This window comes from Amycolatopsis taiwanensis DSM 45107, assembly GCF_000519205.1.
GTDB classification, from domain to species: domain Bacteria; phylum Actinomycetota; class Actinomycetes; order Mycobacteriales; family Pseudonocardiaceae; genus Amycolatopsis_E; species Amycolatopsis_E taiwanensis.
Window position 1 is genome coordinate 350,802 of record NZ_KI912601.1, and the last position, 21,614, is coordinate 372,415.

The 21,614-nt window shown below is 70.8% G+C and carries 21 protein-coding genes; 1 reads left to right on the forward strand and 20 read right to left on the reverse strand.

Annotated elements, in window-relative coordinates:
- Nucleotides 1-19 precede the first annotated feature (19 nt).
- From A3CU_RS0141160 to mftA, 16 genes are all read right to left on the reverse strand, one after another.
- Nucleotides 20-400: a cold-shock protein gene (locus tag A3CU_RS0141160; RefSeq protein ID WP_027947149.1), complete on the reverse strand. Its 381-nt coding sequence runs from the start codon at nucleotides 398-400 to the stop codon at nucleotides 20-22.
- 151 nt (nucleotides 401-551) lie between these two features.
- Nucleotides 552-1,028, reverse strand: a complete 477-nt coding sequence (locus tag A3CU_RS0141165; protein WP_027947150.1) for a (2Fe-2S)-binding protein — start codon at nucleotides 1,026-1,028, stop codon at nucleotides 552-554.
- 81 nt (nucleotides 1,029-1,109) lie between these two features.
- A complete protein-coding gene (locus A3CU_RS0141170) occupies nucleotides 1,110-3,359 on the reverse strand; it encodes a xanthine dehydrogenase family protein molybdopterin-binding subunit (protein WP_052373068.1) in 2,250 nt (749 codons plus the stop codon).
- Nucleotides 3,360-3,480: 121 nt separating this feature from the next.
- Entirely contained in the window at nucleotides 3,481-4,593 is a 1,113-nt protein-coding gene (locus tag A3CU_RS0141175; protein ID WP_027947152.1) for an NDMA-dependent alcohol dehydrogenase, read from the reverse strand.
- Between the two features lie 252 nt (nucleotides 4,594-4,845).
- The gene (gene mftE, locus A3CU_RS0141180; protein ID WP_027947153.1) at nucleotides 4,846-5,523 is read right to left on the reverse strand and encodes a mycofactocin biosynthesis peptidyl-dipeptidase MftE; all 678 of its coding nucleotides are present in this window, start codon (nucleotides 5,521-5,523) and stop codon (nucleotides 4,846-4,848) included.
- Nucleotides 5,520-6,917: a mycofactocin biosynthesis glycosyltransferase MftF gene (gene mftF / locus A3CU_RS0141185; RefSeq protein ID WP_027947154.1), complete on the reverse strand. Its 1,398-nt coding sequence runs from the start codon at nucleotides 6,915-6,917 to the stop codon at nucleotides 5,520-5,522. The genes mftE and mftF overlap by 4 nt, the downstream gene beginning before the upstream one ends.
- A gap of 219 nt (nucleotides 6,918-7,136) precedes the next feature.
- Nucleotides 7,137-7,883: a mycofactocin-coupled SDR family oxidoreductase gene (locus A3CU_RS0141190; protein WP_027947155.1), complete on the reverse strand. Its 747-nt coding sequence runs from the start codon at nucleotides 7,881-7,883 to the stop codon at nucleotides 7,137-7,139.
- The gene (locus A3CU_RS49290; RefSeq protein WP_052373070.1) at nucleotides 7,880-8,710 is read right to left on the reverse strand and encodes a mycofactocin-associated electron transfer flavoprotein beta subunit; all 831 of its coding nucleotides are present in this window, start codon (nucleotides 8,708-8,710) and stop codon (nucleotides 7,880-7,882) included. The genes A3CU_RS0141190 and A3CU_RS49290 overlap by 4 nt, the downstream gene beginning before the upstream one ends.
- Nucleotides 8,711-8,714: 4 nt before the next feature.
- Entirely contained in the window at nucleotides 8,715-9,014 is a 300-nt protein-coding gene (locus tag A3CU_RS0141200) for a ferredoxin family protein (RefSeq protein ID WP_027947156.1), read from the reverse strand.
- Between the two features lie 91 nt (nucleotides 9,015-9,105).
- Nucleotides 9,106-10,464, reverse strand: a complete 1,359-nt coding sequence (locus tag A3CU_RS0141205) for an FAD-dependent oxidoreductase (RefSeq protein ID WP_245617552.1) — start codon at nucleotides 10,462-10,464, stop codon at nucleotides 9,106-9,108.
- A 171-nt stretch (nucleotides 10,465-10,635) separates the two neighbouring features.
- Entirely contained in the window at nucleotides 10,636-11,553 is a 918-nt protein-coding gene (locus tag A3CU_RS0141210; protein WP_027947158.1) for a mycofactocin-associated electron transfer flavoprotein alpha subunit, read from the reverse strand.
- A complete protein-coding gene (locus A3CU_RS0141215) occupies nucleotides 11,550-13,514 on the reverse strand; it encodes a mycofactocin system FadH/OYE family oxidoreductase 2 (RefSeq protein WP_027947159.1) in 1,965 nt (654 codons plus the stop codon). Before A3CU_RS0141215 ends, A3CU_RS0141210 begins: the two co-directional genes overlap by 4 nt.
- A gap of 33 nt (nucleotides 13,515-13,547) precedes the next feature.
- Nucleotides 13,548-15,443: a mycofactocin system FadH/OYE family oxidoreductase 1 gene (locus tag A3CU_RS0141220; RefSeq protein ID WP_211246639.1), complete on the reverse strand. Its 1,896-nt coding sequence runs from the start codon at nucleotides 15,441-15,443 to the stop codon at nucleotides 13,548-13,550.
- Nucleotides 15,440-16,618: a mycofactocin radical SAM maturase gene (gene mftC, locus A3CU_RS0141225; RefSeq protein WP_027947161.1), complete on the reverse strand. Its 1,179-nt coding sequence runs from the start codon at nucleotides 16,616-16,618 to the stop codon at nucleotides 15,440-15,442. Before mftC ends, A3CU_RS0141220 begins: the two co-directional genes overlap by 4 nt.
- 275 nt (nucleotides 16,619-16,893) lie before the next feature.
- Entirely contained in the window at nucleotides 16,894-17,157 is a 264-nt protein-coding gene (gene mftB / locus A3CU_RS0141230) for a mycofactocin biosynthesis chaperone MftB (RefSeq protein WP_245617553.1), read from the reverse strand.
- Between the two features lie 35 nt (nucleotides 17,158-17,192).
- Entirely contained in the window at nucleotides 17,193-17,303 is a 111-nt protein-coding gene (gene mftA, locus A3CU_RS53280; protein ID WP_063628988.1) for a mycofactocin precursor MftA, read from the reverse strand.
- 169 nt (nucleotides 17,304-17,472) lie between these two features.
- Here mftA and mftR point away from each other — a divergent pair, with 169 nt between their 5' ends.
- Nucleotides 17,473-18,072, forward strand: coding sequence for a mycofactocin system transcriptional regulator (gene mftR / locus A3CU_RS49295; protein WP_043844245.1), 600 nt, complete (start codon nucleotides 17,473-17,475; stop codon nucleotides 18,070-18,072).
- On the opposite strand, the gene A3CU_RS0141245 is transcribed toward mftR, so the two are convergent.
- The 4 genes from A3CU_RS0141245 to A3CU_RS0141260 are packed head-to-tail and all read right to left on the reverse strand — an operon-like array spanning nucleotide 18,052 to nucleotide 21,447.
- Complete coding sequence (locus tag A3CU_RS0141245; protein ID WP_043844332.1) at nucleotides 18,052-18,912, reverse strand: NUDIX hydrolase; 861 nt, start codon at nucleotides 18,910-18,912, stop codon at nucleotides 18,052-18,054. The genes mftR and A3CU_RS0141245 overlap by 21 nt on opposite strands.
- A 41-nt stretch (nucleotides 18,913-18,953) precedes the next feature.
- Nucleotides 18,954-19,901 (reverse strand): ROK family protein, encoded by a 948-nt coding sequence (locus tag A3CU_RS0141250; protein WP_027947164.1) that lies wholly within the window; start codon nucleotides 19,899-19,901, stop codon nucleotides 18,954-18,956.
- Nucleotides 19,902-19,915: 14 nt separating this feature from the next.
- Complete coding sequence (locus A3CU_RS0141255) at nucleotides 19,916-20,299, reverse strand: hypothetical protein (protein ID WP_027947165.1); 384 nt, start codon at nucleotides 20,297-20,299, stop codon at nucleotides 19,916-19,918.
- Nucleotides 20,296-21,447 (reverse strand): ArsA family ATPase, encoded by a 1,152-nt coding sequence (locus tag A3CU_RS0141260; protein ID WP_027947166.1) that lies wholly within the window; start codon nucleotides 21,445-21,447, stop codon nucleotides 20,296-20,298. The genes A3CU_RS0141255 and A3CU_RS0141260 overlap by 4 nt, the downstream gene beginning before the upstream one ends.
- Nucleotides 21,448-21,614: the final 167 nt, after the last annotated feature.

The window sequence follows — 21,614 nt, forward strand, 5'->3', positions numbered from 1 at the left end:
CCACGGCAAACCTGGGTCTCTAGTGGTCGCTGTCCAGCCAGCCGCGCTCGCGCACCAGGTCGAGCACGGTTTTGCGGACTCGCACGATCTGCTCGGCGGTCAGCGAAGGGACCGAGGTGAGCAGCGCTTCGGTCAACTCCTCCCGGAACTCCAGCGAGAACTCCAGGTACTCCACGTCCCTGGCCACGGCCGGGGCGTTGCGCACGATCCGCACGTTCGACGCCTTGGGGCCGCGCTCCCCTTCTTCGATCATGAACTCGACCACCGCGCCCGGCGCGATCAGCCTCTTGTCGACGTCGAGATCGTTGACGTGGACGAAAACGTCCTCGCCGCCGCCCTCCGGCGCCACAAAACCATACCCACGAATCTCGTCGAACCGGACGACCTTACCCGTTACCACCAGCGAACCCCGATATATCTAGCAAACTGAATATCGCGTCAAGGTACCGCCTCGGCCCCGCTGCGCACAACGGCTGCGCACAACGGCTGTGTTCGGCGGCGCGCCTTCCGCTCACCCGACGCACGAACACGGGTTTTTGAATGTCGCCAGGCTACATCCTCCCGGCGGCGGACTTGATGGCCTCCCGGATGCGATGATACGTGCCGCACCGGCAGATGTTGCGGATGTCATCGAGATCGGCATCGGTGATCTCGCGACCCGCGGCCCGGGCCTGGCGGACCTTGGCGATGGCGGTCATGATCTGGCCGGGCTGGCAGTAGCCGCACTGGGCCACGTCATGGTCGAGCCAAGCCTGCTGCATCGGGTGCAACGCACCCGTTTGCCGGTCGGCGATCCCCTCGATCGTAGTGATCTCGTCGGTGGGCCGGATGTCGCCGACCGGCACCGCGCAGGGATTGAACGCCTTGCCGTTGATGTGGCTGGTGCACGCCTTGCACACTTCCAGCCCGCAGCCGTACTTGGGACCGGTGACACCGAGCAGGTCGCGCAGCACCCACAGCAGCCGCACGTTGTCCTCGGTGTCCACCGAAACCCGTTCTCCGTTGACGATGAACGTGTGATGTGGCACGAAAACTCCCCTGTCAGCGTTTGTTTGAGGTTCGAGGACTCACCTTGACCAGGGACCTGGCAGTTTCAGAACAGACTCTCATCAGTACGTGTGGTCGAGTCCATCGGTAGGAGAATCGGGAATGGATGGCACGCGCGGCAACGGTTCGAAGGACAACGTGCCGTGGTTGATCGGGAACCGGGTCGGCATCGTCCCGGTGGCCCTGGCGTAGGCGCACGCGACCGCGCTGAGCGTGCTGGCCACCCCCAGTTCCCCGGCGCCGCCGGGATCACCGGTGGTCGCCGGCAGCACGATGATCCGCATCTCCGGCGGTGTGTTCCACTGTCGCGTGTAGAAGAAGTTGTCCCAGCTCGCCTCCAGCGGCAACCCCTTGTCGATGTGGAGGCTTTCGGTGAGTGCGAGGCCGATGCCGTCGTTGAGGCAACCCATCATCTGCGCTTCCAGCCCACGCGGGTTGATCGGCAGCCCGGCGTCGACGACCATGACCGCCCGGGTCACCCGCGGACCGGTCACGCCGTCACGCACCTTCCGATTGACCGTCTCGGGTCGACAGTCGACCTCCACCAACACCGCGCTACAACTTTTGTATTCGGCGTGGAAACCCACTCCCTGCGCCATTCCCGGCGGAAGCTTGCGGCCCCACTCGCCTTCGCCGGCCAGCCGGTCCAGGACGGCCCGGAACCGATCCTCCTTGAGGAACGAGCGCCGCAGTTCGACCGGATCCCGGCCCATCTTCGCGGCCAGTTGATCGACGACGAGTTCCCGCGCACACACGACGTTGGGCGAGTAGACGTTGCGCATGCTGCCCGTATGGAAGTCGAGTTGGACCTCGCTGAGCAGTTGCGTCGTGGCCCCGAACGCGTAGGGCATCGACTGCGACAACTCGAAGACGGTCTCGGCGAAACCGAGGTTGCCGACCGGCAGTTTCGCGGCCACGGACGTGAGGGCGTCGCCGAGGCCGTGGCCGAAGTCCGTTTTGACACTGATATGCCGTTGCTCGTAGCTGACCACGTTTCCGGCCGCGTAGTTGACCCGGATTCGCGACAGCGACATCGGATGCACGCGCCCGTGCCGGAAATCGTCGGTGCGGTGCCACATGAGCTTGACCGGCTTGCCCATGGCGTGGGAAACCTCCGCGGCCTCGCGGGCGGCGTCGCCGAACAGTTTGCGGCCGAAGGACCCGCCGCCCTGCGCCACGTGCACCCGCACCGCGCTCAGCGGCAACCCGAGCAGACTCGAAATCTCCTGCTGGGACGAGACCGGCGACTTCAGCGACGCCCAGATCTCGGCTCGGTCCGGGCGCACGTCGGCGATGGCGCAGTTGGTCTCCAGCGCGCTGTTGCTGGCGAAGGCGAAGGTGAACTCCGCATCGATCGTCTTGGTGAGCACCGGCGGGACCACCATCGGCGGCGCCGCGGCCCTCAGCTTGGCCAGGACCGTGTCGTCGGACTCACCGTCCACAGTGCCCGGTCCCCAGTCCACATCGAGCGCGCGGACCGCGTCGATGCAGTGGCCGGTGGTCTCCCCGCGCACCGCGACGCCGGTGGACACGACGGCGACATCGGTGATTCCCGGCATCGCGCGGACCTGGGCGAGGTTCCGCACGGAGCGGACCTTGCCGTTGATCGTCGGTGGCCGGCACACCATCGCCGGCTTCGCGCCCGGCACGGCGAGGTCCATGGTGAACTTCTTCCGGCCGGTGACGGCGTCCAGCGCGTCGATCCGGTTCTGAGGCGTGCCGACAAGGCTGAACTTCGACTTCGGTTGCGCCTGCACGCGTTCCGTGCGCCGGCTCGCCGCCGCTTCGGCCAGCGAGCCATAGGTGGCCGTCTGGCCCGAAGCGGACCGGACAACTCCGTCCCGAGCGGTGAGCGACGAAACTCCTACGCCCCACTTCTCGGCCGCCGTGGACAGCAGCCGCGCCCGCGCGATGGCCGCCGCGGTGCGCACCGGCTGGTACAGCGAACGCACCGAGTTGGAGCCGCCCGTCAACTGGTTGGCCAGCAGTTCCGGGCGCGCGTCGGCCAGCGATATATCCACTTTGGACAGTGGCAGATCGAGTTCGTCGGCGATCAGCATCGCGACGGTGGTGGTGATCCCCTGACCCACCTCGGCTCTCGGCAGCGCGAACGACGCGGTGCCATCTGTGTTGAGGCGGATCGTGATCAGGTTCGCGGTGGGCGCGGCGGCGAGGGTGAGCGCGTCACCGAGATCGAGCAGATCCGAAGGTTCCGGCGGCGACGGGATCGCGGCGTTGGCCGTCGCGACCGGGGCGGCCACCGCGAGGGTGGGCGCCGCGAGCAGGTACCCGAGGAAACGACGTCGCTCCATTGCCCGTCCTTCGCTAATCCCTCTGGCGCAGCGGAATGACGGGCAGCATATTCCAACGCGCACTCACTCGGCTGGCAAGGAATGCAATTCAAGCCTTTCGAGTGAGTGCGCGCTGGGTGTGTCACGCTTCGTGCACGATTACGCCGCGAATGTTCTTGCCGTCCCGCAGATCCTGGTAACCCTCGTTGACCTCCTCCAGCGTGTAGCGGCGGGTGATCAGCTCGTCGAGCTTCAGCTGGCCGGCCTGGTAAAGGCGCAGCAGCCGGACGATGTCGTACTGCGGGTTGGCCGAGCCGAACAACGAACCCTTGATCGTCTTCTCGAACAGCGAGAGCACCGAGCCGGACACGTGGACGGTGAGCTTCTCCGGACTGGCCAGGCCGGTGATCACCACGACCCCGCCCTTGCCGACCGCGTCGAACGCGGAACTCACCACGTCCTCGTCGACCGTGCCGACCGTGATCAGCGCCTGGTCCGCCAGTTGTCCCCAGGTCAGCTCGATGATCTTCTCGTGCGCCTCGGCCGCGGTGGCGAAGGCGTGCGTGGCGCCCAGCTTGAGCGCGGTCTCCCGCTTGAACGGCACCGGGTCCACTACCACGACGTTCGCCGCACCGGCGTGCGCCGCGCCCTGCACGGCGTTGATCCCGACGCCGCCGATGCCGTAGATCACCACGGTGTCGCCGGGCCGCACCCCACCGGCGTAGGTCGCCGTGCCCCAGCCGGTGGGCACGCCGCAGCCGACCAGGACCGCGGTCTCCAGCGGGAGCGAATCGTCGACCTTGACCACCGAATGCTGGGACACCACGGCCCGCTCGGAGAACGTGCCGAGCATGCACATGCCGCCGTAGTCCTCGCCGTTGCGGTGGAACCGGAAGGTGCCGTCGAGCAGGTTGCCCACCGTGATGTTGGCGCCGAGGTCGCACAGGCTCTGCCGGCCGGTGGAACAGTAGCGGCACTTGCCGCAGCTGGGGATGAAACTGCAGACCACGTGGTCGCCGGGTTTCACCGTGGTGACACCGGGGCCGACGTCCTCGATCACGCCCGCGCCCTCATGCCCGCCGACGATCGGGAACCGGACGGGAATGTCGTTGTCGATCAGGTGCAGGTCGGAATGGCACAGACCGGAAGCGGTGTAGGAGATCAGTACCTCACCCTCGGCCGGACCGTCGAGATCCAGTTCCTCGATCTCGAAGGGCTGGTGGATGTCGTGCAAAACAGCGGCCTTCGTCTTCATCGCCTCATCACCTCTGTGTTATTCAGAACGTGTTCGGGTAGCCAGGCCGTGACTTCTCCTCGCCTGCTGCCGGTCAACCACGATGGCGGCCTGCCTCCCCGCCCACGCAGGGGGTCTGGGGGCTTGCCCCCAGTCGGGGTGTGGGGGCGCCAGCCCCCACAACGTAGAGCGTTGTGCGGTGTCATCAAGCGCGCTCATCTCGCGTTTGGAATAACCCTCCTCATTGTGTTTGTGGCGCGCGCACCGACCGGTTCATGATGACATTGGAGTCAACGTGGAGGCCGCTTTCCGCAGGCTTTCCGCCCAGCGACAGAGAATTTCCCGGCCCTCGGCAGCGCTGGAGCCGGACGGGTCGCCGAGGACGCCGGTCGGGCTCACCGCGCGGACCCCACCGCTGCGCAGCCGGCCGATCAACTCGGGCAATGGGGTGGTCACGCCGGGTCCGCGCGGTCTTGGCCGCACCGCGGACGGGCGCAGGGCGAGCATCACGGACGTTTCCACGCGGCCGGCATGGCTGTCCTCCGCCGGCCCCCGCGGAAACCAGGCCAGCACGTTCCGGCCTTCCCCGCGTAGGAGCGATACCGCGCGTCGCACCGGTTCGGCGTTTCCGCCGTGCGCGCAGACCAGCAGCACCCCGGCGAACGCGTCGGCGGAGCGCCCGAGTTCGACGAGCAGTAACTCGGTGGCTTCCTGGCCGAGCGAAAGGGTTCCGGGAAACCCTGCGTGCTCGCCGCTCGATCCGTAGGCCACCGGTGGTGCTACCACGACGTCCTCGCGCGATTGCGCGAGCCGTTCACACAACGCGACGGCGATCTCGGTGTCCACGGTGAACGGCAGGTGTGGGCCGTGCTGCTCGGTGGCGCCGACCGGCACGGCGAGGATCCGCGGCCCGGTGAGCTCGGTCCAGGTCAGCTCGGCCAGACCGGTCATCGCTTTCCCGGCTTTCCCATCGGATCAGTCGCGCGAAGCGTGTCCGTTAAGGGTGATGGGCGACGGGTGGGCCAGTCCGAAAGATCCGGTAGCAGGGCGGCGGCGCTGCGTTCGGTGAGGCAGCCGCGCCAGACACCCGCGCCGTAGCTCACGTCGTCGGCGACGCGTGCGAGCAGCCACGGCAGCGGGCCGACCGCCGGCCGGGCACGCGCCCAGTCGAGCAGGTGCCGCGACAGGGCGGCGGCGAGCACCAGCCTGCCCCGTTTCGACCAGGCCAGCACCGGAATCGCGACCGGGCCCCAGGTACGAGTGACGGCGTCGGCGAGGAACCGGCCCGCGCCGAGGTGTCCGCGCAACGCGAGCATGAGCGAGTTCCGTGCGGGCACACCGAATCGCCGAAGCTTGCGGGGCAGCAGCGCGGCCGTGCCCAGCGCGACCGCCAGACCCGTGCCCGGCCGGCCCGCCACCGCCGCGGTCCAGGCCAGCGCCGTCCACCGGGACACGCGCAGTGGCGCGAGTGCCTTCCGCCCGTGCCGGCGGGCGAGCGGTGCCGCGGAGGTGCCGTACTCGAACCGCTGCCGCAGCCACGCGCGCCAGTTCGCGCGCGGCGTGTGGGTCACCTCTGATGCCGGTTCGTACCGCACCGAACCACCGCCCGCGATCAGCCGCCAGACGAGGTCGACGTCCTCCCCGAACCGCAGGTTCTCGTCGAAGCCACCAGATGCGCGCAACGCCGAGGTACGCACCACCAGGGCCGCAGTGGGTAGGTAGCTCACCCGTGCCCCGGGCCGAACCAACGCCGGAGCGGGGCCGAGGTCGAGCGAGGATCTGGCGCGTTCGTACCGCGCGAGCGTGGTGGTTCCGGGCGCGCTGCGCACCCTGGGCGCCACCGCCGCCACGTCCGGATCTTCGAAGTGTGGCAGCAGCGCGTCGAGCCAGCCGGGTTCCGGCCTGATATCGGCGTCGAGGAAGGCGACGAATTCGGTCTTCACCGCCCGCCATCCGGTGTTGCGGGCCGCGGCGGGACCACGGGAAACCGGATGGCGGTGCGCCGCGCCCGGCACCGGTTCGCGCGAGCCGTCGTCGACCACCACCGTCCCGGCGAGTTCCGCCAGCCACGGCAGCAGTCCGGCCAACTGCTCGCTGTGATCGCGGACCGGGATGACGGCCGTGACGTCCCGCGGCTTCCACCGCGCCGCCACGAATTCCGGGTGCGCCATGCCCGCGGCGATCAATTTCTTCGCCAGCTTCGTTCCCGAACCGACTTCCGCGCCGGAACGCCATTCCTCGACCCGGCGCAGGCCCGCCTCCGACAGGCGCATGACCCGCAGCGGCGACCCGCCGACCAGCGCCCGCCCCACCACCGTGGTGGCCGAATCGAAGCGCAGTCTCATGCCTTCTCCTCCGCGAGTTTGCGCGCGACCGTGCCTTGCGGAGGCTCCGCCCCCACACCCCCGACTGGGGGCAAGCCCCCAGACCCCTTATCGTGTCGACAGGGCGCTCCATCCGAGATCAAGTCACCTTCTCGACATAGGCGCCCCGCCGCCCCGATAGCGGGCCTTCGGGGCGCGCACGGTGGTCACCTTGATTGCCGCGCCTTGACACAGGGCTACTCATGCGGTGAAGCCTCCGTCGGCGTGGACGACGGTGCCGGTGATCGCGGAGGACTGCGCGGAGCAGAGCCAGCACACCGCGGCCGCGACCTCCTCGGGATCGAGCAGCCGCTCGATGAGCTGGTGCTGGGCGAATTCCTCGACGTCGCCGAGTTGATAGAGCTCCGCGGTGGCGTCGAGCATCGCGGTCCGGGTCGAGCCGGGCGAGACCGCGGTGGCGGTGACGCCGGTCCCGCGCAGATCGCTGGCCAGGCCCCGGATCAGGCCGACGACGGCGTGCTTGGCGGCGTTGTAGCCGGCGAGGTGCCAGAGTCCGTGATGCGCCGCCGCCGAGGCGATCGCGACGAACCGCCCGGAGCGGGGCTCGGGCCGCCGCAGCAGCGCGGGCACGGCCGCGCGTGCGAGGTGGAAGATTCCGCGCACGCCATGCTCGAACAAGGCGTCCCAGTCAGTGTCTTCGGTTTCCCACAACGGTTTTCCGCCCGCCATCACTGCCGCGCAGCCGACGGCCGCGTCCACGCCGCCGAACTCGCGCTCGGCGTGTGCGACGGCACGGGTCAACGCGCGCTGGTCCCGGACGTCGGCGACCTCCGCGAGCACCTGGTCCGGCCACCGTGCCGCCTGCTTGGCGAGTTCGCCGCCACGCACATCCACCGCGACGATCCGCCAGTCCTCGGCGACGAGCCGGTCCACCACCGCGCCGCCGATACCACCGGCCGCACCCGTAATCACCGCAACCCGCGTCATGACGTGAAGCCGTTGTCGCGCAGGTAATCCACCAGCTCTTGGGCGGCTTCGGTCGCGGTGGCCGGCCTGACGACCTTCGGTGGTGTCCGCGCGACGAGGGCGCCCGTCAGCGCGAGCATCCGCCGGTTGGGCTCGCTTCCGGCCGGGATCGGCAGGGGCCGTGGCCGGGGCCGGTACGGCTTGGCGGTGCCCGCCGGAACGGGAAGAGTACCGGCCTGGACCACGGGTATCAGGGCGCGACGGGCGGCCAGCGTCGCGGGCAGCGACGCCCGCCGAAGCGTGGTGCCGGCGGCCTCGACCGAGCACACCGCGGGCGTGCCGAAGGAGACACGTTCCCGCCGGCCGCCGTCGAGCCGGCGCACCCCGTGCAGCCTGCCGTCGACGGCGGTCAGCTCCACCAGCCCGAGCGCCTGGACAGCACCGAGCTGGTGGGCCAGGAACGCCGGGGTGCTGCCGGTTCCGCGATCAACCGAATGCGCGCCGCACACCACGACGTCCGGCGGCTCGCCCAGCCCCGCGAGGAGCAGCCGCGCGGTGGCGCTGCCGTCCTCGGTGACCGCGATCGCCGGGTCCGGACCGTCGACCCGCACGACCTCGTCGGCGCCCACGGCGAGCGCCTCGCGCAACATCTCCTCGGCGGCGGGCGGGCCGACGGTGACCGCGGCACAGCGTCCGCCGAGCGCGTCGCGCAGCCGCAAGGCGTGCTCGAGTGCGGCCCGCTCCGCCGCACTGACCCCGCTGCCGCGCGGATCGGTCCGTACCTCGCCGGTCAGCGGGTCCACCGCCGCCCGCTGGTCGCTCCACCGGAGCGCGGCCACGATCAACATCCGCTCATCCCCTCCGGAAGACGACGCCCTGGCCACCTTCGGGGTAGGTCCAGGTGATCGCGCCCTCGGCGTTGCACACCTGGTAGCAGGTGCCGCATTCGAAACACTGCTCGTAGTTGAACAGGATGCCGCCGTCGCTGGTCGGCACGAACAGGTTCGCCGGGCAGGCGTGGACGCACGCCTTGGTGGTGCAGGACCGGCAGATCTCGCCGTCCACCGTGATGTGCGGCCGCTCGGCGACCCGGAACTCCACTGTGGACATCAGGTCGTCGAACGCGGTCTCGCCGTATCTCTGTTCGCTCACTGTTCCTCCGCGGGTTTGCGCGCGACCGCTGGCGGGAAGAAAGCGCGCGCGTGGTGGTCACTGTGATTGCCGCGAATTGACCTAGGGGATCTCATCGCATGGCTCGCATTCCGGTCCAGGCGTCCCGGGCGAGGTCACGCAACCGGACACCGTTGGCTTTGGCACTGCGCCGCAGCAAGCGGCCCAGCCCGGGCTTCGGTCGCGGGTTGTCCACCTGGAACAACCCTTGCACCAGGTCGCAGACCAGTCCGGGGTAGTTGTGCTGCATGCGATCCGACAGCACCAGACCGGGAAAGTCCCGCAGCTTCCGGTGGTCGGCCAGCACGAACGACTTCTCCAGCAGCGCGGTGTACCCGGCCAGGCCGCGCCGTGAGGTGTCGCCCGCCCGCAGCGCGTCCGCGGCCGCCCGGCCCGCGTACATGCCCGCGCCGAGCGCGAAGTTGACGCCCTCCAGCCAGATCCCGGCCGCCAGGCACATCGCGGCGGCGTCCCCCGCGACCAGGATCCCGTCGCCGGTCAGCCGCGGCATCGACCGGTAGCCGCCCTCCGGGATGAGGTGCGCGGAGTACTCGATCTCCACCCCGCCCCGGATCAGCGGCGCGATCGCCGGGTGCCGCTTGAGGTCGGCGATCAGCTCCTCCGGCCGGGTCTTGGCCGTGCTCAACGACTCCAGCCCGAGCACCACGCCGATGGACACCGAATCCAGGTTGGTGTAAAGAAAACCACCGCCGGGGATGCCCCGCGTGCAGCCCAGGATCTCGAAGTCGACACCGTCGGTACCGGTGACCCCGAACCGTTCGTCGATCACCTCGCGCGACAGGCGCAACGTCTGCTTCACCCCGAGTGTGAGGTGACTGTCGCCGCCCGGCGGGAACAGCCCGGCTTCCTTGGCGAGGAAGGAGTTCACGCCGTCGCAGGCGATGACCACGCCCGCGGTGAGATCGCCGTCGGGACGGTCGGTGCGCACGCCGACCACCGCACCCGCGCTGCTGCGCAGCAACCCGGTGACCACTGTGGACGGAACCAGCACCGCGCCCGCGGCCACCGCCTGCTCGGCCAGCCAGGAATCCAGGTCCGCCCGGTGCGCCGTCGCCCCGTTGTACGGCGGACGGCCCCAGTCCTGGGTGCGGAAGTCGACGGTCAGCGCCTGAGCCGGGGTCATCACCATGGTGCAACGCCGGGTCACCCAGCGCTGCACCGGCATCTGCTCCCACCAGTTCGGGATCAGTTCGTCCAACACGCGGCCGTAGACCACGCCGCCATAGACGTTCTTCGAACCGGGGAACGGGCCGCGTTCGATCAGCGCGACCGAGTAACCGGCGCGCGCCACCTCCAGCGCGGCCGCCGAGCCGGCCGGTCCCGCGCCGACCACCACCACGTCGAACATGCGGGTACGCGCCTGGTCATCACTGACCACAGTGGACTGTGAACCGGGTCCGGCGTAGGTCACTGGTCCTCCAGTGTCTTGCGGGACACCCGCACCCGGCGTTCTTGCGGGACACCCGCACCCGGGCTGGCCCCAATGAGCGGGGCTCCGCCATTCTCGCTCATCGGGCCTCCAGTGTCTTGCGGGACACCCGCACCCGGTCGGCCCCAATGAGCGGGGCTCCGCCATTCTCGCTCATCGGGCCTCCAGTATCCGTGCCAGCTCGACGAGCACGGACTGGGCGTCGGCGACGATGCCGAGTTCGGCCATTGCGGTCATCGGGCAGGACGGGTCAATGTTGACGCTGACTACATGGGCGGGGTCTCGAAGACCCCCGATATGTTGTGCCGCACCGGAAATCCCGAACGCGACGTACAGCTCGGGCGCGGCCACGACGCCGGTGGTGCCGATCTGGCGGTGGTATCCGGTCCAACCCGCGTCGGTCACCACGCGGGTCGCCCCCAGCGACGCGCCCAGCGCGGAAGCCACCGAGCCGAGCAGCTTCACCGCCGACGGTCCGTCCAGGTCTCCGTGGCCCAGTCCCGCGCCCGCCGCGAAGATGCGCGGCGCCTCGGCGAGATCGACCGTGCCAGGCTCCGGCGCCAGCACCTCCAGCACCTCCACGTCCGGCACGTCCCGGTCCGGGAGCGTGATCGCCGTGTGGTGCGGGGGCCGGCCATGGTCCGGCTCGGCGGGACGCCCACGCACGCCGGGCTGGAGGGTCGCCACGAACGGTGCCGGGGCGGGCAGCGTCACGGTGACCCGGGAGTCCCATCGGGACAGTTCCACCTGGCTCGCGGTGACCCGCACCGCGCCGGGGTACAGCGGGCGGCCGAGTTCCGCGGCCAGGCGCGGGGCGAGATCCCGGCCGTCGGGCGAGGAGGGCAGCAGAACCTGGTCGGACTCCGCGAGCACACCGGCCAGTTGCGCGGCCCACCGGCCGGGTGCGAACGTTCCGTTCTCCGCAAGCAAGCCGGTTTTCAGCGTGGTCAGCCCGCCGGCGGCCTCCTTGACGCCCGTGCCGACCAGCAGGGCCCGGCCACCGGCCTCGGCCACGGTCTCGTCCGCGCCGAGCGGGAGCACGCCGTCCCGGACGACGATCACGGCGATCACAGGCTCACCCCCACCCGGTGCCCCTCGACGACCGCGGCGTGCGCCCGGCGCGGGGTGAGACAGTCCCCGACACGGTGCACCGGGAACGGCGCGCCCTTCAGCGCGTGCCACAGCTCGTCCTCGGGAGCCTGGTGCGTAGCACAGACGACCCAGTCGTAACGGCGCTCACCGGTGACCCCGGTGGTGTGCTTGAGTATCTGGAGCACCACTGAAGACCCGGAGTCCACTTCGGACGCGCCGAGCACGACCTCGTCCGTGAGCTGCCGGATGCCCTTGGCGTCCGCCCGGACATTGAACGTCTCCAGGTCCAGCGTGATGCCCAGATCCTGCCCGACGACCATGCCGGAGGTGGACAGGGTCACCGCGGCGCCCCGGTCGGCGAGCAACTCGGCGACCGAGGTCGCCTGGTGAAAGCCGAGATCGTCGAGCACCAGCACCTCACCGGTGGGCGCCGCACGCCCTTCCAGCACGTCACGGACATCCACCACGTGCGCCAGCCCACCCGCCCAGTGCGGCGGCTGCGGCCGCGCGCCGGTCGCCAGGACGACCGCGTCCGGCGACTCGGCCCGTAGCAGGTCGGCGGTGGCCTCCGCACCCGTCTTGACATCGACGCCGTAGCGCTGGCACTCGGCGAGCAGGTTCCTTACCACGTCGAGGAATTCCGCCCGGCTCGGCACGCTCGCGGCCAGCGCGACCTGGCCGCCGGTGCTCGGCCCCCGCTCGAACAGGGTCACGTGGTGACCACGCTGCGCGGCGGTGGAGGCCGCTTGCAGCCCGGCGGGCCCGCCGCCGACCACGAGCACTCGCTTCGGCCGGCGCCCCAGGAACGGAAGCGGCACCGATTCCCGGCCGGCGCGCGGGTTTTCGATGCAGCCGAGCCAGCGGTTGAGCCCCATCCGGCCGACGCATTCCTGGTTGCAGGACAGGCAGGTCCGGATCTCGCCCGCGTGCCCGGCGCGCGCCTTGGCGGCGAAGTCGGGGTCCGCGATCTGGCCGCGGACCACGCCCACCAGGTCGCAGTGTCCCTCCGCGAGCGCCCGCTCGGCCTGCACCGGGTCCTTGATGCGGCCCACACCGACCACCGGCAGCCGCACCGCCTCGCGGATCGCGTTCGCGATGAACAGCGCGTATCCGGGCGGGATCGCCATCGACGCCTCGATCAGGTAAAGCGTCGCGGTGGCCACGCCGATCGAGGTGTTGATGTAGTCGACCTTTCCGGTCGCCTCCACCAGCTTCGCGGTCTCGACGGCCTCCTCGATGGTCGTGCCGCCCTCGATCAGTTCGTCGCCGCACAGCCGCACGCCCAGCGCCCGGGTGGGGCCGATCGCCTCGCGTACCGCGTCGATGATCTCCAGCAGGATCCGCGCCCGGTTGACCATCGGGCCGCCGTAGGCGTCGGTGCGCAGATTCGTCGCGGGCGAAAGGAAACCGCGCACGATCGAGGAGTGGGAGCACTGCAGTTCCACCCCGTCGAACCCGCCCTCGGCGCAGTGCCCGGCGACCGTGCCGTACCCGGCGACGACCTCGGCGATCTCGTGCACTTCCAGGGCCTTCGGCACCTCGCGGAACATCGGGTCGGGCACCGGCGAGGGCGCCCAGACCGGCAGGCGGGAGTACATGCCAGACGCCTGGCCGCCGTTGTGGTTGAGCTGCGCGAAAATCGGCACGTCGTGGGCGTGCACGGCCTCGGTGATGCGCCGGTAGCCGGGGATGACCGCGCGGTGGAAGCCGTGGATGAGCTTCTCGTACGGCCAGTCGGTGGGGTGCGTCGAGTGTTCCTCGGTGATGATCAGGCCCGCGCCGCCGGCCGCACGAGCCGCGTAGTACTCGGCGTGCTGCTCGCTGGGCAGGCCTTCGGCCGCGTAGTTGGTCAGGTGCGCGGAGAACACGATCCGGTTGCGCACCACCACCGGCCCGACCCGCAGCGGCGAGAACAGGTAGCGATATCGACCGGACCCCATCGTCCCTCCGTTCATCGTCTTGTCAGCGTCTGGTTAATGTCCCGCCGGCACCGGTGTCGCTGCCGCCAGCGTCAGTGCCGCCCGGCGTCCTTCCAGGATCGCCTCGTGGATCGTGCGCGGGGCCACGCAGTCGCCGGCTCGCGTCGCCCCCGCCACGGACAGGGAGCCGTCGGGCAACCGGTGTCCACAATGGATCACGACCGCGGCGTCCAGTTCGCGGCGCCGCGCCGTGAAGACGTCTTCGAGCACCACGTGTCCGGCGTGTACCTCGCGCAGCAGAGACCGCTTCGCCAGCGTCACCCCGGCACGCTGGAGCCGGGTGTTGGCGTCGGCGAGGTCGCCGGTGAGCGCGAGCTGGGTGCCGATCACCTGGTCCTGGCTCACGATCGTGGTCTGCCTGCCTTGCCCGGCAAGGAGTTCCGCGACGCCGACGCCGACCGCGTCGCCCACCGGGTCGGTCACGACCACCGGCCCCGGCGGGAGCTCGCACCCGGCCAGGAAGTCGACCACGTCCACCACGACGCCGGAATGCACGGCATAGCCACGCGGCCCCGGTACCGACCCGGTCGCCACGATCATCGACGCGGCCGGCTCGGTCACCGCTACACCGGTGGAAACGCGCACGCCCAAACGCCGCACCTCGCCTTCCAGCCACTCGACCAACCGAGCCAGGCGTTCCCGCCCGGCCACCCGTGCGGCCACCCGCACCATGCCGCCGAGTTCGTGACTCCGCTCGGCCAGTTCGACCCGGTGTCCGCGCAGGGCGAGTACCCGGGCCGCCTCCAGCCCGGCCGGCCCGCCCCCGACGACCAGCACCTCGCGGGCCGCGTCGGTGCCCTCCGGCTCCGGGTCGGTGGTCTCGTGGCCACTGCGAGGTTCGCCGATGCAGCTGACGATCGGGTTGCGGTTGTCACGCACCCGGCATTTCTGGTTGGCCAGCACACACGGCCGCACCGGACGGCCCGCCCGGACCTTGGCCACGAGGTCGGGGTCGGCGATCTGCGCCCGGGTCATCTCGACCAGCGCCGCGACGCCTTCGCCGAGAGCCTGCGCCGCTTGCTCGGGATCGACCACGCTGCCTTGCAGAACGGTCCGCGTCCGTCCCTCGACCGCGCCGGTGATCCGGCGGCACAGGTCGAGGTTGAAGCCCGGCTCGGTGTGCAGGTCCGGCCGCGTCGCCGACGCGCTCATCGCCGATCCGCGCACCGGCACCAGGTAGTCCACCGAGCCCGCGAGGTCGGCGACCATCCCGGCGGCGTCCTCGGGCGTGATGCCGGCCCACGGCGCGAGTTCGTCGCAGGACAGCCGCAGGCCCAGCACCCGGCCCTCGCCCAGCGCCTCGCGCACCCCCTGGATCACCTCGCGCAGCAGCCGGGTCCGGTCCGTGCCGTAGGCATCGCCACGGTGGTTGGTCAAGCCCGAGGTGAACTGGCGCAGCAGCGAATACTGCCCCGCGTCCAGCTCCACACCGTCCAAACCGGACGCTACGGCCAGCGCCGCGGATTCACCGAAGGAGTCCACAATGGTCCGGATCTGTGCCGGCTCCAGCTCCATCGGAAGCTCACGGCTGGCCACGTCCGGCACGCGCGACGGCGCCCACAGCGCGGACTGGCTGTAGGCCGAAGATCCCTGCGAACCGGCGTGGCCCAGGCCCGCCAGCGCCAGCGCCGGGCGACACGCGGCCACAATGGACGACCAGCCGGGCCCGGCGAGCGCGGCCAGCGGCGCGCGCTCGTAGGGCCAGTCCTCCTCGTGCACGCTCGCGGTCTCGGTGACGATGATCCCGGCCCCGCCCGCGGCCCGGCGCGCGTAGTAGGCCACGTGCCGGTCCGAGAGCACCCGGCCGCGCGCGAGGTTGGTCTCGTGCGGGCCGAACAGCACCCGGCTCGGCGCCCTCCGCCCGGCCAGCTCGACGGGCTCGGTGATCACCGAAGACCCGCCAGCGGGCTGGTGTCGCACGCCCGGTCCGGGCGGGTGCCCGCCGGCGGGCCGAAGGAAATATCGACCGGTACCGCGCGGCGCTTGCGGTGCGAATGGTCCACATCGGACCGGGGCGCGCTGACGACGGCCTGCAGCGCCCGCTCACCGTGGCCCTGCACGCACTCCGGGTCCGGCCCGTCGAGCGGGAGCCCGGTGAAGAACTTGGCGGCCATGCAGCCGCCCTGACAGGAGTCATAGGCCGAGCAGGACGTGCACGCACCCCCGGTCTGCGGCCCGCGCAACCGGGTGAACAGCTCGGAGGAGGACCAGACCCGCGCGAACCCGCCCTCGTCGCGGACGTTTCCGGCGAGGAACTCCTGGTGAATCGCGAACGGGCACGCGTAGACGTCGCCGACCGGGTCGATCAGGCACACCACGCGACCGGCACCGCACAGGTTCAGACCCGGCAGCGGGTCCGAGCCCAACGCGTTGAGGTGGAAGAACGAATCGCCGGTCAGCACCTTTTCGCCATGGGCGACCAGCCAGTCGTAGAGTTCCAACTGCTGCTCGGCGGTCGGGTGCAGCTCGTCCCACACGTCGGCGCCACGCCCGGACGGCCGCAGGCGCGTGATGCGCAGCTGCGCGCCGTAGGTATCGGCGATCTCCGCGAACTGGTCGAGCTGGCCGATGTTCTGCCGGGTCATCACCACGCTGAGCTTGAAGCCGCGGAAGCCCGCGTCGGCGAGGTTACGCATGGCGCGCATGGCCGTGTCGTACGAACCCGGGCCACGGACCGCGTCGTTCACGTCGGCGGTGGCCCCGTCGAGCGAGATCTGCACGTCGACATAGTCGGTCGACGCCAGCCGGCGGGCCCGTTCCGGCGTGATCTTCACGCCGTTCGTGGAGAACTTGACCCCGACGTGGTGCGAAACGGCGTACTCGACGAGCTCCCAGAAATCGGGGCGGACGGTGGGTTCGCCACCACCGATGTTGACGTAGAAGACCTGCATACGCTCGAGCTCGTCGATCACCGCCTTGCATTCGGCGGTGCTCAGCTCGCGCGGGTCACGCCTGCCCGAAGAGGACAGGCAGTGCACGCACGAGAGGTTGCATGCGTAGGTCAGTTCCCAGGTGAGGCAGATCGGCGAATTCAAGCCATGCTTGAAATGCTCGACGAGCTTCATCGCACGTCCTTTTCATTCAGAACGTGTGCGGGTAGCCAGGCCGTGACATCCGTTGCCGACTGCCGGTCGACGACGATGGCGGCCTGCCTCACCACCCACGTTAAGGGCGTCTGGGGGCTTGCCCCCAGCCGGGGGCGGAGCCACCACAAGGCAGGCGTCTGGGGCTTGCCCCCAGCCGGGGCGTGGAGGCGGAGTCCCCACAAGACACTGTTGCGCTCGTTACCGGGGTAACCATCTTGCGTTTTGAACAGTGTTTCTCTGGTGTTGCAGACCTCTCAGCGCGGTTCGATCGTGCCGGACTCGGCCAGCCCGGCAAGCGCTTTGAGATAGGCGGCCCGCTGGTCGCCGGGCACGCCGGCGACCTCGAGGGTGGTATGGACGTCGGGCTGGTCCGCGAGCGTGCGGACCACCTCGACCAGCATCGGGGTCTTGAGGAATGACAGCCTTCGGGTGCCGAAGTCATACGCGAGCGCACCGAAGGGCTCCGGCCTCAGTGCGACTCGCGGTGAACAACGGTAGGCCCGGTCGGGTTCGAACACCGTTTTCCCCAGCACGTGTGCGGGTGCCCGGATTCTCAGTAAACGCCGCACATGCCGTCGATGGAGACCTCCTCGACCAGGAGTTCCTCCTCCACCACGGGCTCCGGCACGGTGGTCGTCTGCACTTCGGTCGCCGAGTCGGACATGGGATGCTCCCTTCCTGCGGACGGCTTCGCTGCGGTCCGCAAAAAGACGATAATGGCACCGAGTGCCGAATGGAAGGGGCGGGACAAGACCTGTGTCAACTCGCGGCGATCAAGGTGAGGCCGAGCCCCCACAGGACACCGTCGCGCGCAAACTTTCGGAGAGACAAGCATGAGCGAGTCGCGGGCCGGGCGCCGCAAGATCACCTCGCGCGCCGAGGTCGAGCACGCCGCGTTCGAGCTGTTCGACAGCCGTGGTTTCGAGCGCACCACGATCGACGACATCGCCGAGGCGGCCGGCATCGGGCGCCGCACCTTCTTCCGGTATTTCCCGTCCAAGAACGACATCGCCTGGGGCGACTTCGACGACCAGCTCCGCCTGATGCGCAAGCGGCTGGCGGACTACCCGGCCGATGCGCCCCTGCTGGGGGTGATCTCCGACGCGCTGGTCGACTTCAACCGGATCGAGCCCGGGCAGGTCCGTCAGCACCGGCGCCGGATGCGGCTGATCCTCGCCACCCCGGCGCTGCAGGCGCACTCGGCCTTACGCTACGCGGACTGGCGGCAGGTACTGGCCGACTTCGTCGGCGAGCGCCTCGGGGTGGCGCCGGATTCCCTTGCGCCACAAGCAATCGCCTATGCCACCCTCGGTGTCGCGCTGGCCGCCTACGAGCAGTGGCTGCGCAGCTCCGAGGCCGACCTCGGCGACCTGCTGGCCGCCGGGATGGCCGAGCTCGCGCGGCTCGGTGAGTCACTCCCCGAGCAGGCCTAGGAGGGTGCCGGGCCCGATCACGGCGGCACCTTCGGCCTCGACGCGGGATCGGAGCGCGCGGTCCGCGGTCACCACGACGACCTGCTCACCGTCCCGCGACGCGCGCACCGTCTCGACGATCTTGGCGTCGCCGTCCCGTTCGGCGGCCACCACGTCCACGCCGCCGTCGGCCGGCTCGATCCGCCGGGCCTGCCCCTCCACCACCAGCAGCACGGTCGGCCACCAGCACCACCGCGGCGCCAGGCGGAAATCCTCGCCGCGCACGCCGGTCCGCACCAGCCCGCCGAGCCGGTCCCGCAGCCGCGCCGCCGCGCCGGCCCGGTCCCGCCACCAGCCGTCCGGCCGCGACCCGACCACGTTCGCCCCATCGACCACCAGCACCAGCTCGCGGCCCAGCTGAGCGTGCAGCTCCGGCCAGGCCGCGGCGAAATCCTCGTGCAGCGGGAAATCCGCCACGTGCTCCGGCGCGACCCAGCGCAGCTCGTCGCTTTCGGTGTTCATCACGCGCTCGCGCACGACCTCCCGGGTGGTGGCCAGCACCGTCGTGTAACCCCAGCCGCCGTGGTCCACCATCGTCGCCGAGGTCACCCTGATCGCCCGCTCCGGCACCGCGGCCTCCTCCCCGGCCTCCCGGATCGCCGCCGCGCGCGGGCTTTCGCCGTCATGGATCGCGCCGCCGGGCAATGCCCAGGTGCCGCCCTGATGCGTCCACGACGCCCGGTGCTGCAACAGGACCCCACGCTCGGGGTCGACCAGCAACAGCCCGGCCGCGCCGTTGGTGCCCCAGTGCCGGTGCCCGCCCGCGCACCACACGAACCCGTCCCCGGACTGGAACTGCAGCACTGTCACGGGCACCTCCGGTTGCCGAAGTGGATGGCGAACTACCAGCTTCGCACACCGACGGCGGTTTCCAGGGCGAGCGCGGCGGCCCCGACGATCGCGGCGTCGTCGCCGAGGTGCGCGGTGCGGATCCGGGCCAGCGGCCGGTGCCGTGCCCCGGTGAGGATGTTCGCGTAGTGCTCGCGCGCCTCGTCCAGGAACAGCGGGGCGGAGCCGGAGACGCCGCCCGCGATCACCACGATCTCGGGGTCGAACACGTCGGCCACCAGCGCCAGCCCCTTGCCGAGCCACTTCGCCAGCTCCGCCATCGCACGCAGCGCGATCGGGTCGCCGTCACGGGCGGCACCGGCGACGCGCAGGCCGGTGATCGAACCCGGGTCTCGGGAGAGCTCCCTGGCCAGCACCGTGGACTGTCCCGGGTGGCGGGCCAGCAGCTCCACCGCGGTCGCCGACAGCGCCGTGCCGCTGCAATAACGCTCCCAGCAGCCGTACTTGCCGCACGGGCAGGCGCGGCCGCCGGGCACCACGGTCAGGTGCCCGAGCTCCGGTGCCACGCCGTGCGCCCCGCGGTAGATCCGGCCGTCCAGCAGCAGCCCGGCGCCGATCCCGGTGCCGATCGCGATCAGCGCCGCCACCCGCGCCCCCCGCGCCGCGCCGAACCGGTGCTCGCCCACGGTGGCCGCGTTCGCGTCGTGTTCCAGGGTCACCGGCAGGCCCACGCGTTTGGCGATGGTGTCCGCGACCGGTGCCGACCGCCAGGCCAGGTGCGGCGCGAACATCACCGTGCGCCGGTCCTTCGCGACGAAGCCGGCCACCGCGAGACCGACCGCGACGACCTCGTCGTGCTGGTTACGCAGCTCCTCGATCACACCCGTGATCGCGTCGTCGAGCGCGTCTTCGTCGCTGGGCGTGCCGACCCGCGCGGTGTCCAGCACCAGTCCCTGCTCGTCCACCACGCCGGCGCGCACACAGGTACCCCCGACGTCCAGGCCGATCGCGTGCCTCAACCGCTCTCCTGCCACCGTACGGAAATGTGCTGCACGCGAGCCGTCTTCGGCTCCCGCGGCGGGGGCTGGAACCCCGGCATGTGCACGCCCTGCTCCGGTTCCCACCGGTCGGCGAGCACGGCCCGCAGCAGCGCGACGAGCTGCGCGGCGTGTTCCACCAGGCGGGCCACGAACTCCGGCCGTTGTCCGCGCACCACCGCGACGATCGCGCACAGCGGGCACCAGCCGCAGTCGTCCGGTTCCGCGCGCGCGGAACCGTGCCCGGCCGAGACCACGCCCTCCAGCCAGGGCGCCGCCCGCTCGACCACCAGCTCCACCAGCAGCCGGATCTCTTCCGCCAGGCTCGCCGCCGCCGTCGTCTCCGTTTCCGCCTCGGTCATCGCTGCCCCTCCCCGGTGAACGAGACGACCAGGCCGTGCGGCGACGACTCCGCGCCGGTGATCCGGCAGGACCGGAGCCGTTCCGGCAACGCGACCAGCCGGCGGAACCCGTCCACGGTGATCGACAGGTCGTCGTCGACCCGCGCCAGCTCGACCGCCGCGTCCCGGCCGAGCGGCACCGAGACCCGCAGCCGGTAGCCGCCGTCCACTTCGGACACCTCAAGCAGCGGGGGCGCCGGATCGCTCCCCACGCCGAGCAGTGGATCGCCGTCGCCGTAGAGCTCCTGGGCGATCTCCAGCAGCGCCGGCAACCCGACCGGCTCGACCGCACGATGTTCCACCCGCGCGAACCCGGCGAGCCCCGAGGCGGCCAGCTCGGCCAGCACCTCGTCCTGCTGTCTGCGCCGCGCCCGTATCCAGGACGCCCCCGCCCCACGCCAGCCGCGCGCCGCGGGCATCAGCCGGTTGACGACCAGCCCGTCCACCCGGATGCCACGCAGCGCCAGCGCGCTCAGCGTGCGCCGCGCCTCGGCCACCACCACCCGTTCCGGCGTGAGCACGAGCCGCACCCCGGTCGTCCCGGGATCCGCGAGCAACGACTTCAGCGACTCCAGGTGCGCCGCCAGGCGCCGTACCGCCTGCGCCGTGCCGCGTCCGGCGAAGACGGACTGCAGCCCGAACATCCTGTCGAGATACCCGGAAACCGCCTCGGGAAGCGCCAGCAGGCGCAGCGTCTCCGCGGTCGGCCCGCAGTCCACCACGACCGTGTGCCACCGGCCGGTCTCGGCCAGCCGCTGCACCTCGGTCAGCGCGAGCAGCTCGTCCACTCCCGGGAGCACGGTCAGCTCCTCGGCCTCCAGCGCGTCCAGCCCGGCCCCGGCTATCCAGGACCGCAGCTTGCCCCGCAGGTCCTGCCAGACCCCGTCGACCAGGCCGCGCGGGTCGACCTGGGCGCCGTAGAGGGCGTGGTCCACTTCGGCCGGTTCCGGGGTCAGCCGCCGGGCGAAGGCGTCACCGAGAGAATGCGCCGGGTCCGTAGACACCACCAGGGTCTTGTGGCCACGCGCCGCCAGCCCGGCCGCGGTCGCCGCGGCGAGCGTCGTCTTGCCCACGCCTCCCTTGCCGGTGAACAGCAGCAGCCTGGTCAAGCCAGTTCCTCCGCCACTTTGCGTGCGACGGTGTTCTGTGGGGGCTCGGCCCCCACACCCCGACTGGGGGCAAGCCCCCAGACGCTCTGCCTTGCGGGGGCTCCGCCCCCACACCCCCGACTGGGGGCAAGCCCCCAGACCCCCTTGATCGTGTCGACAGGGCGCCC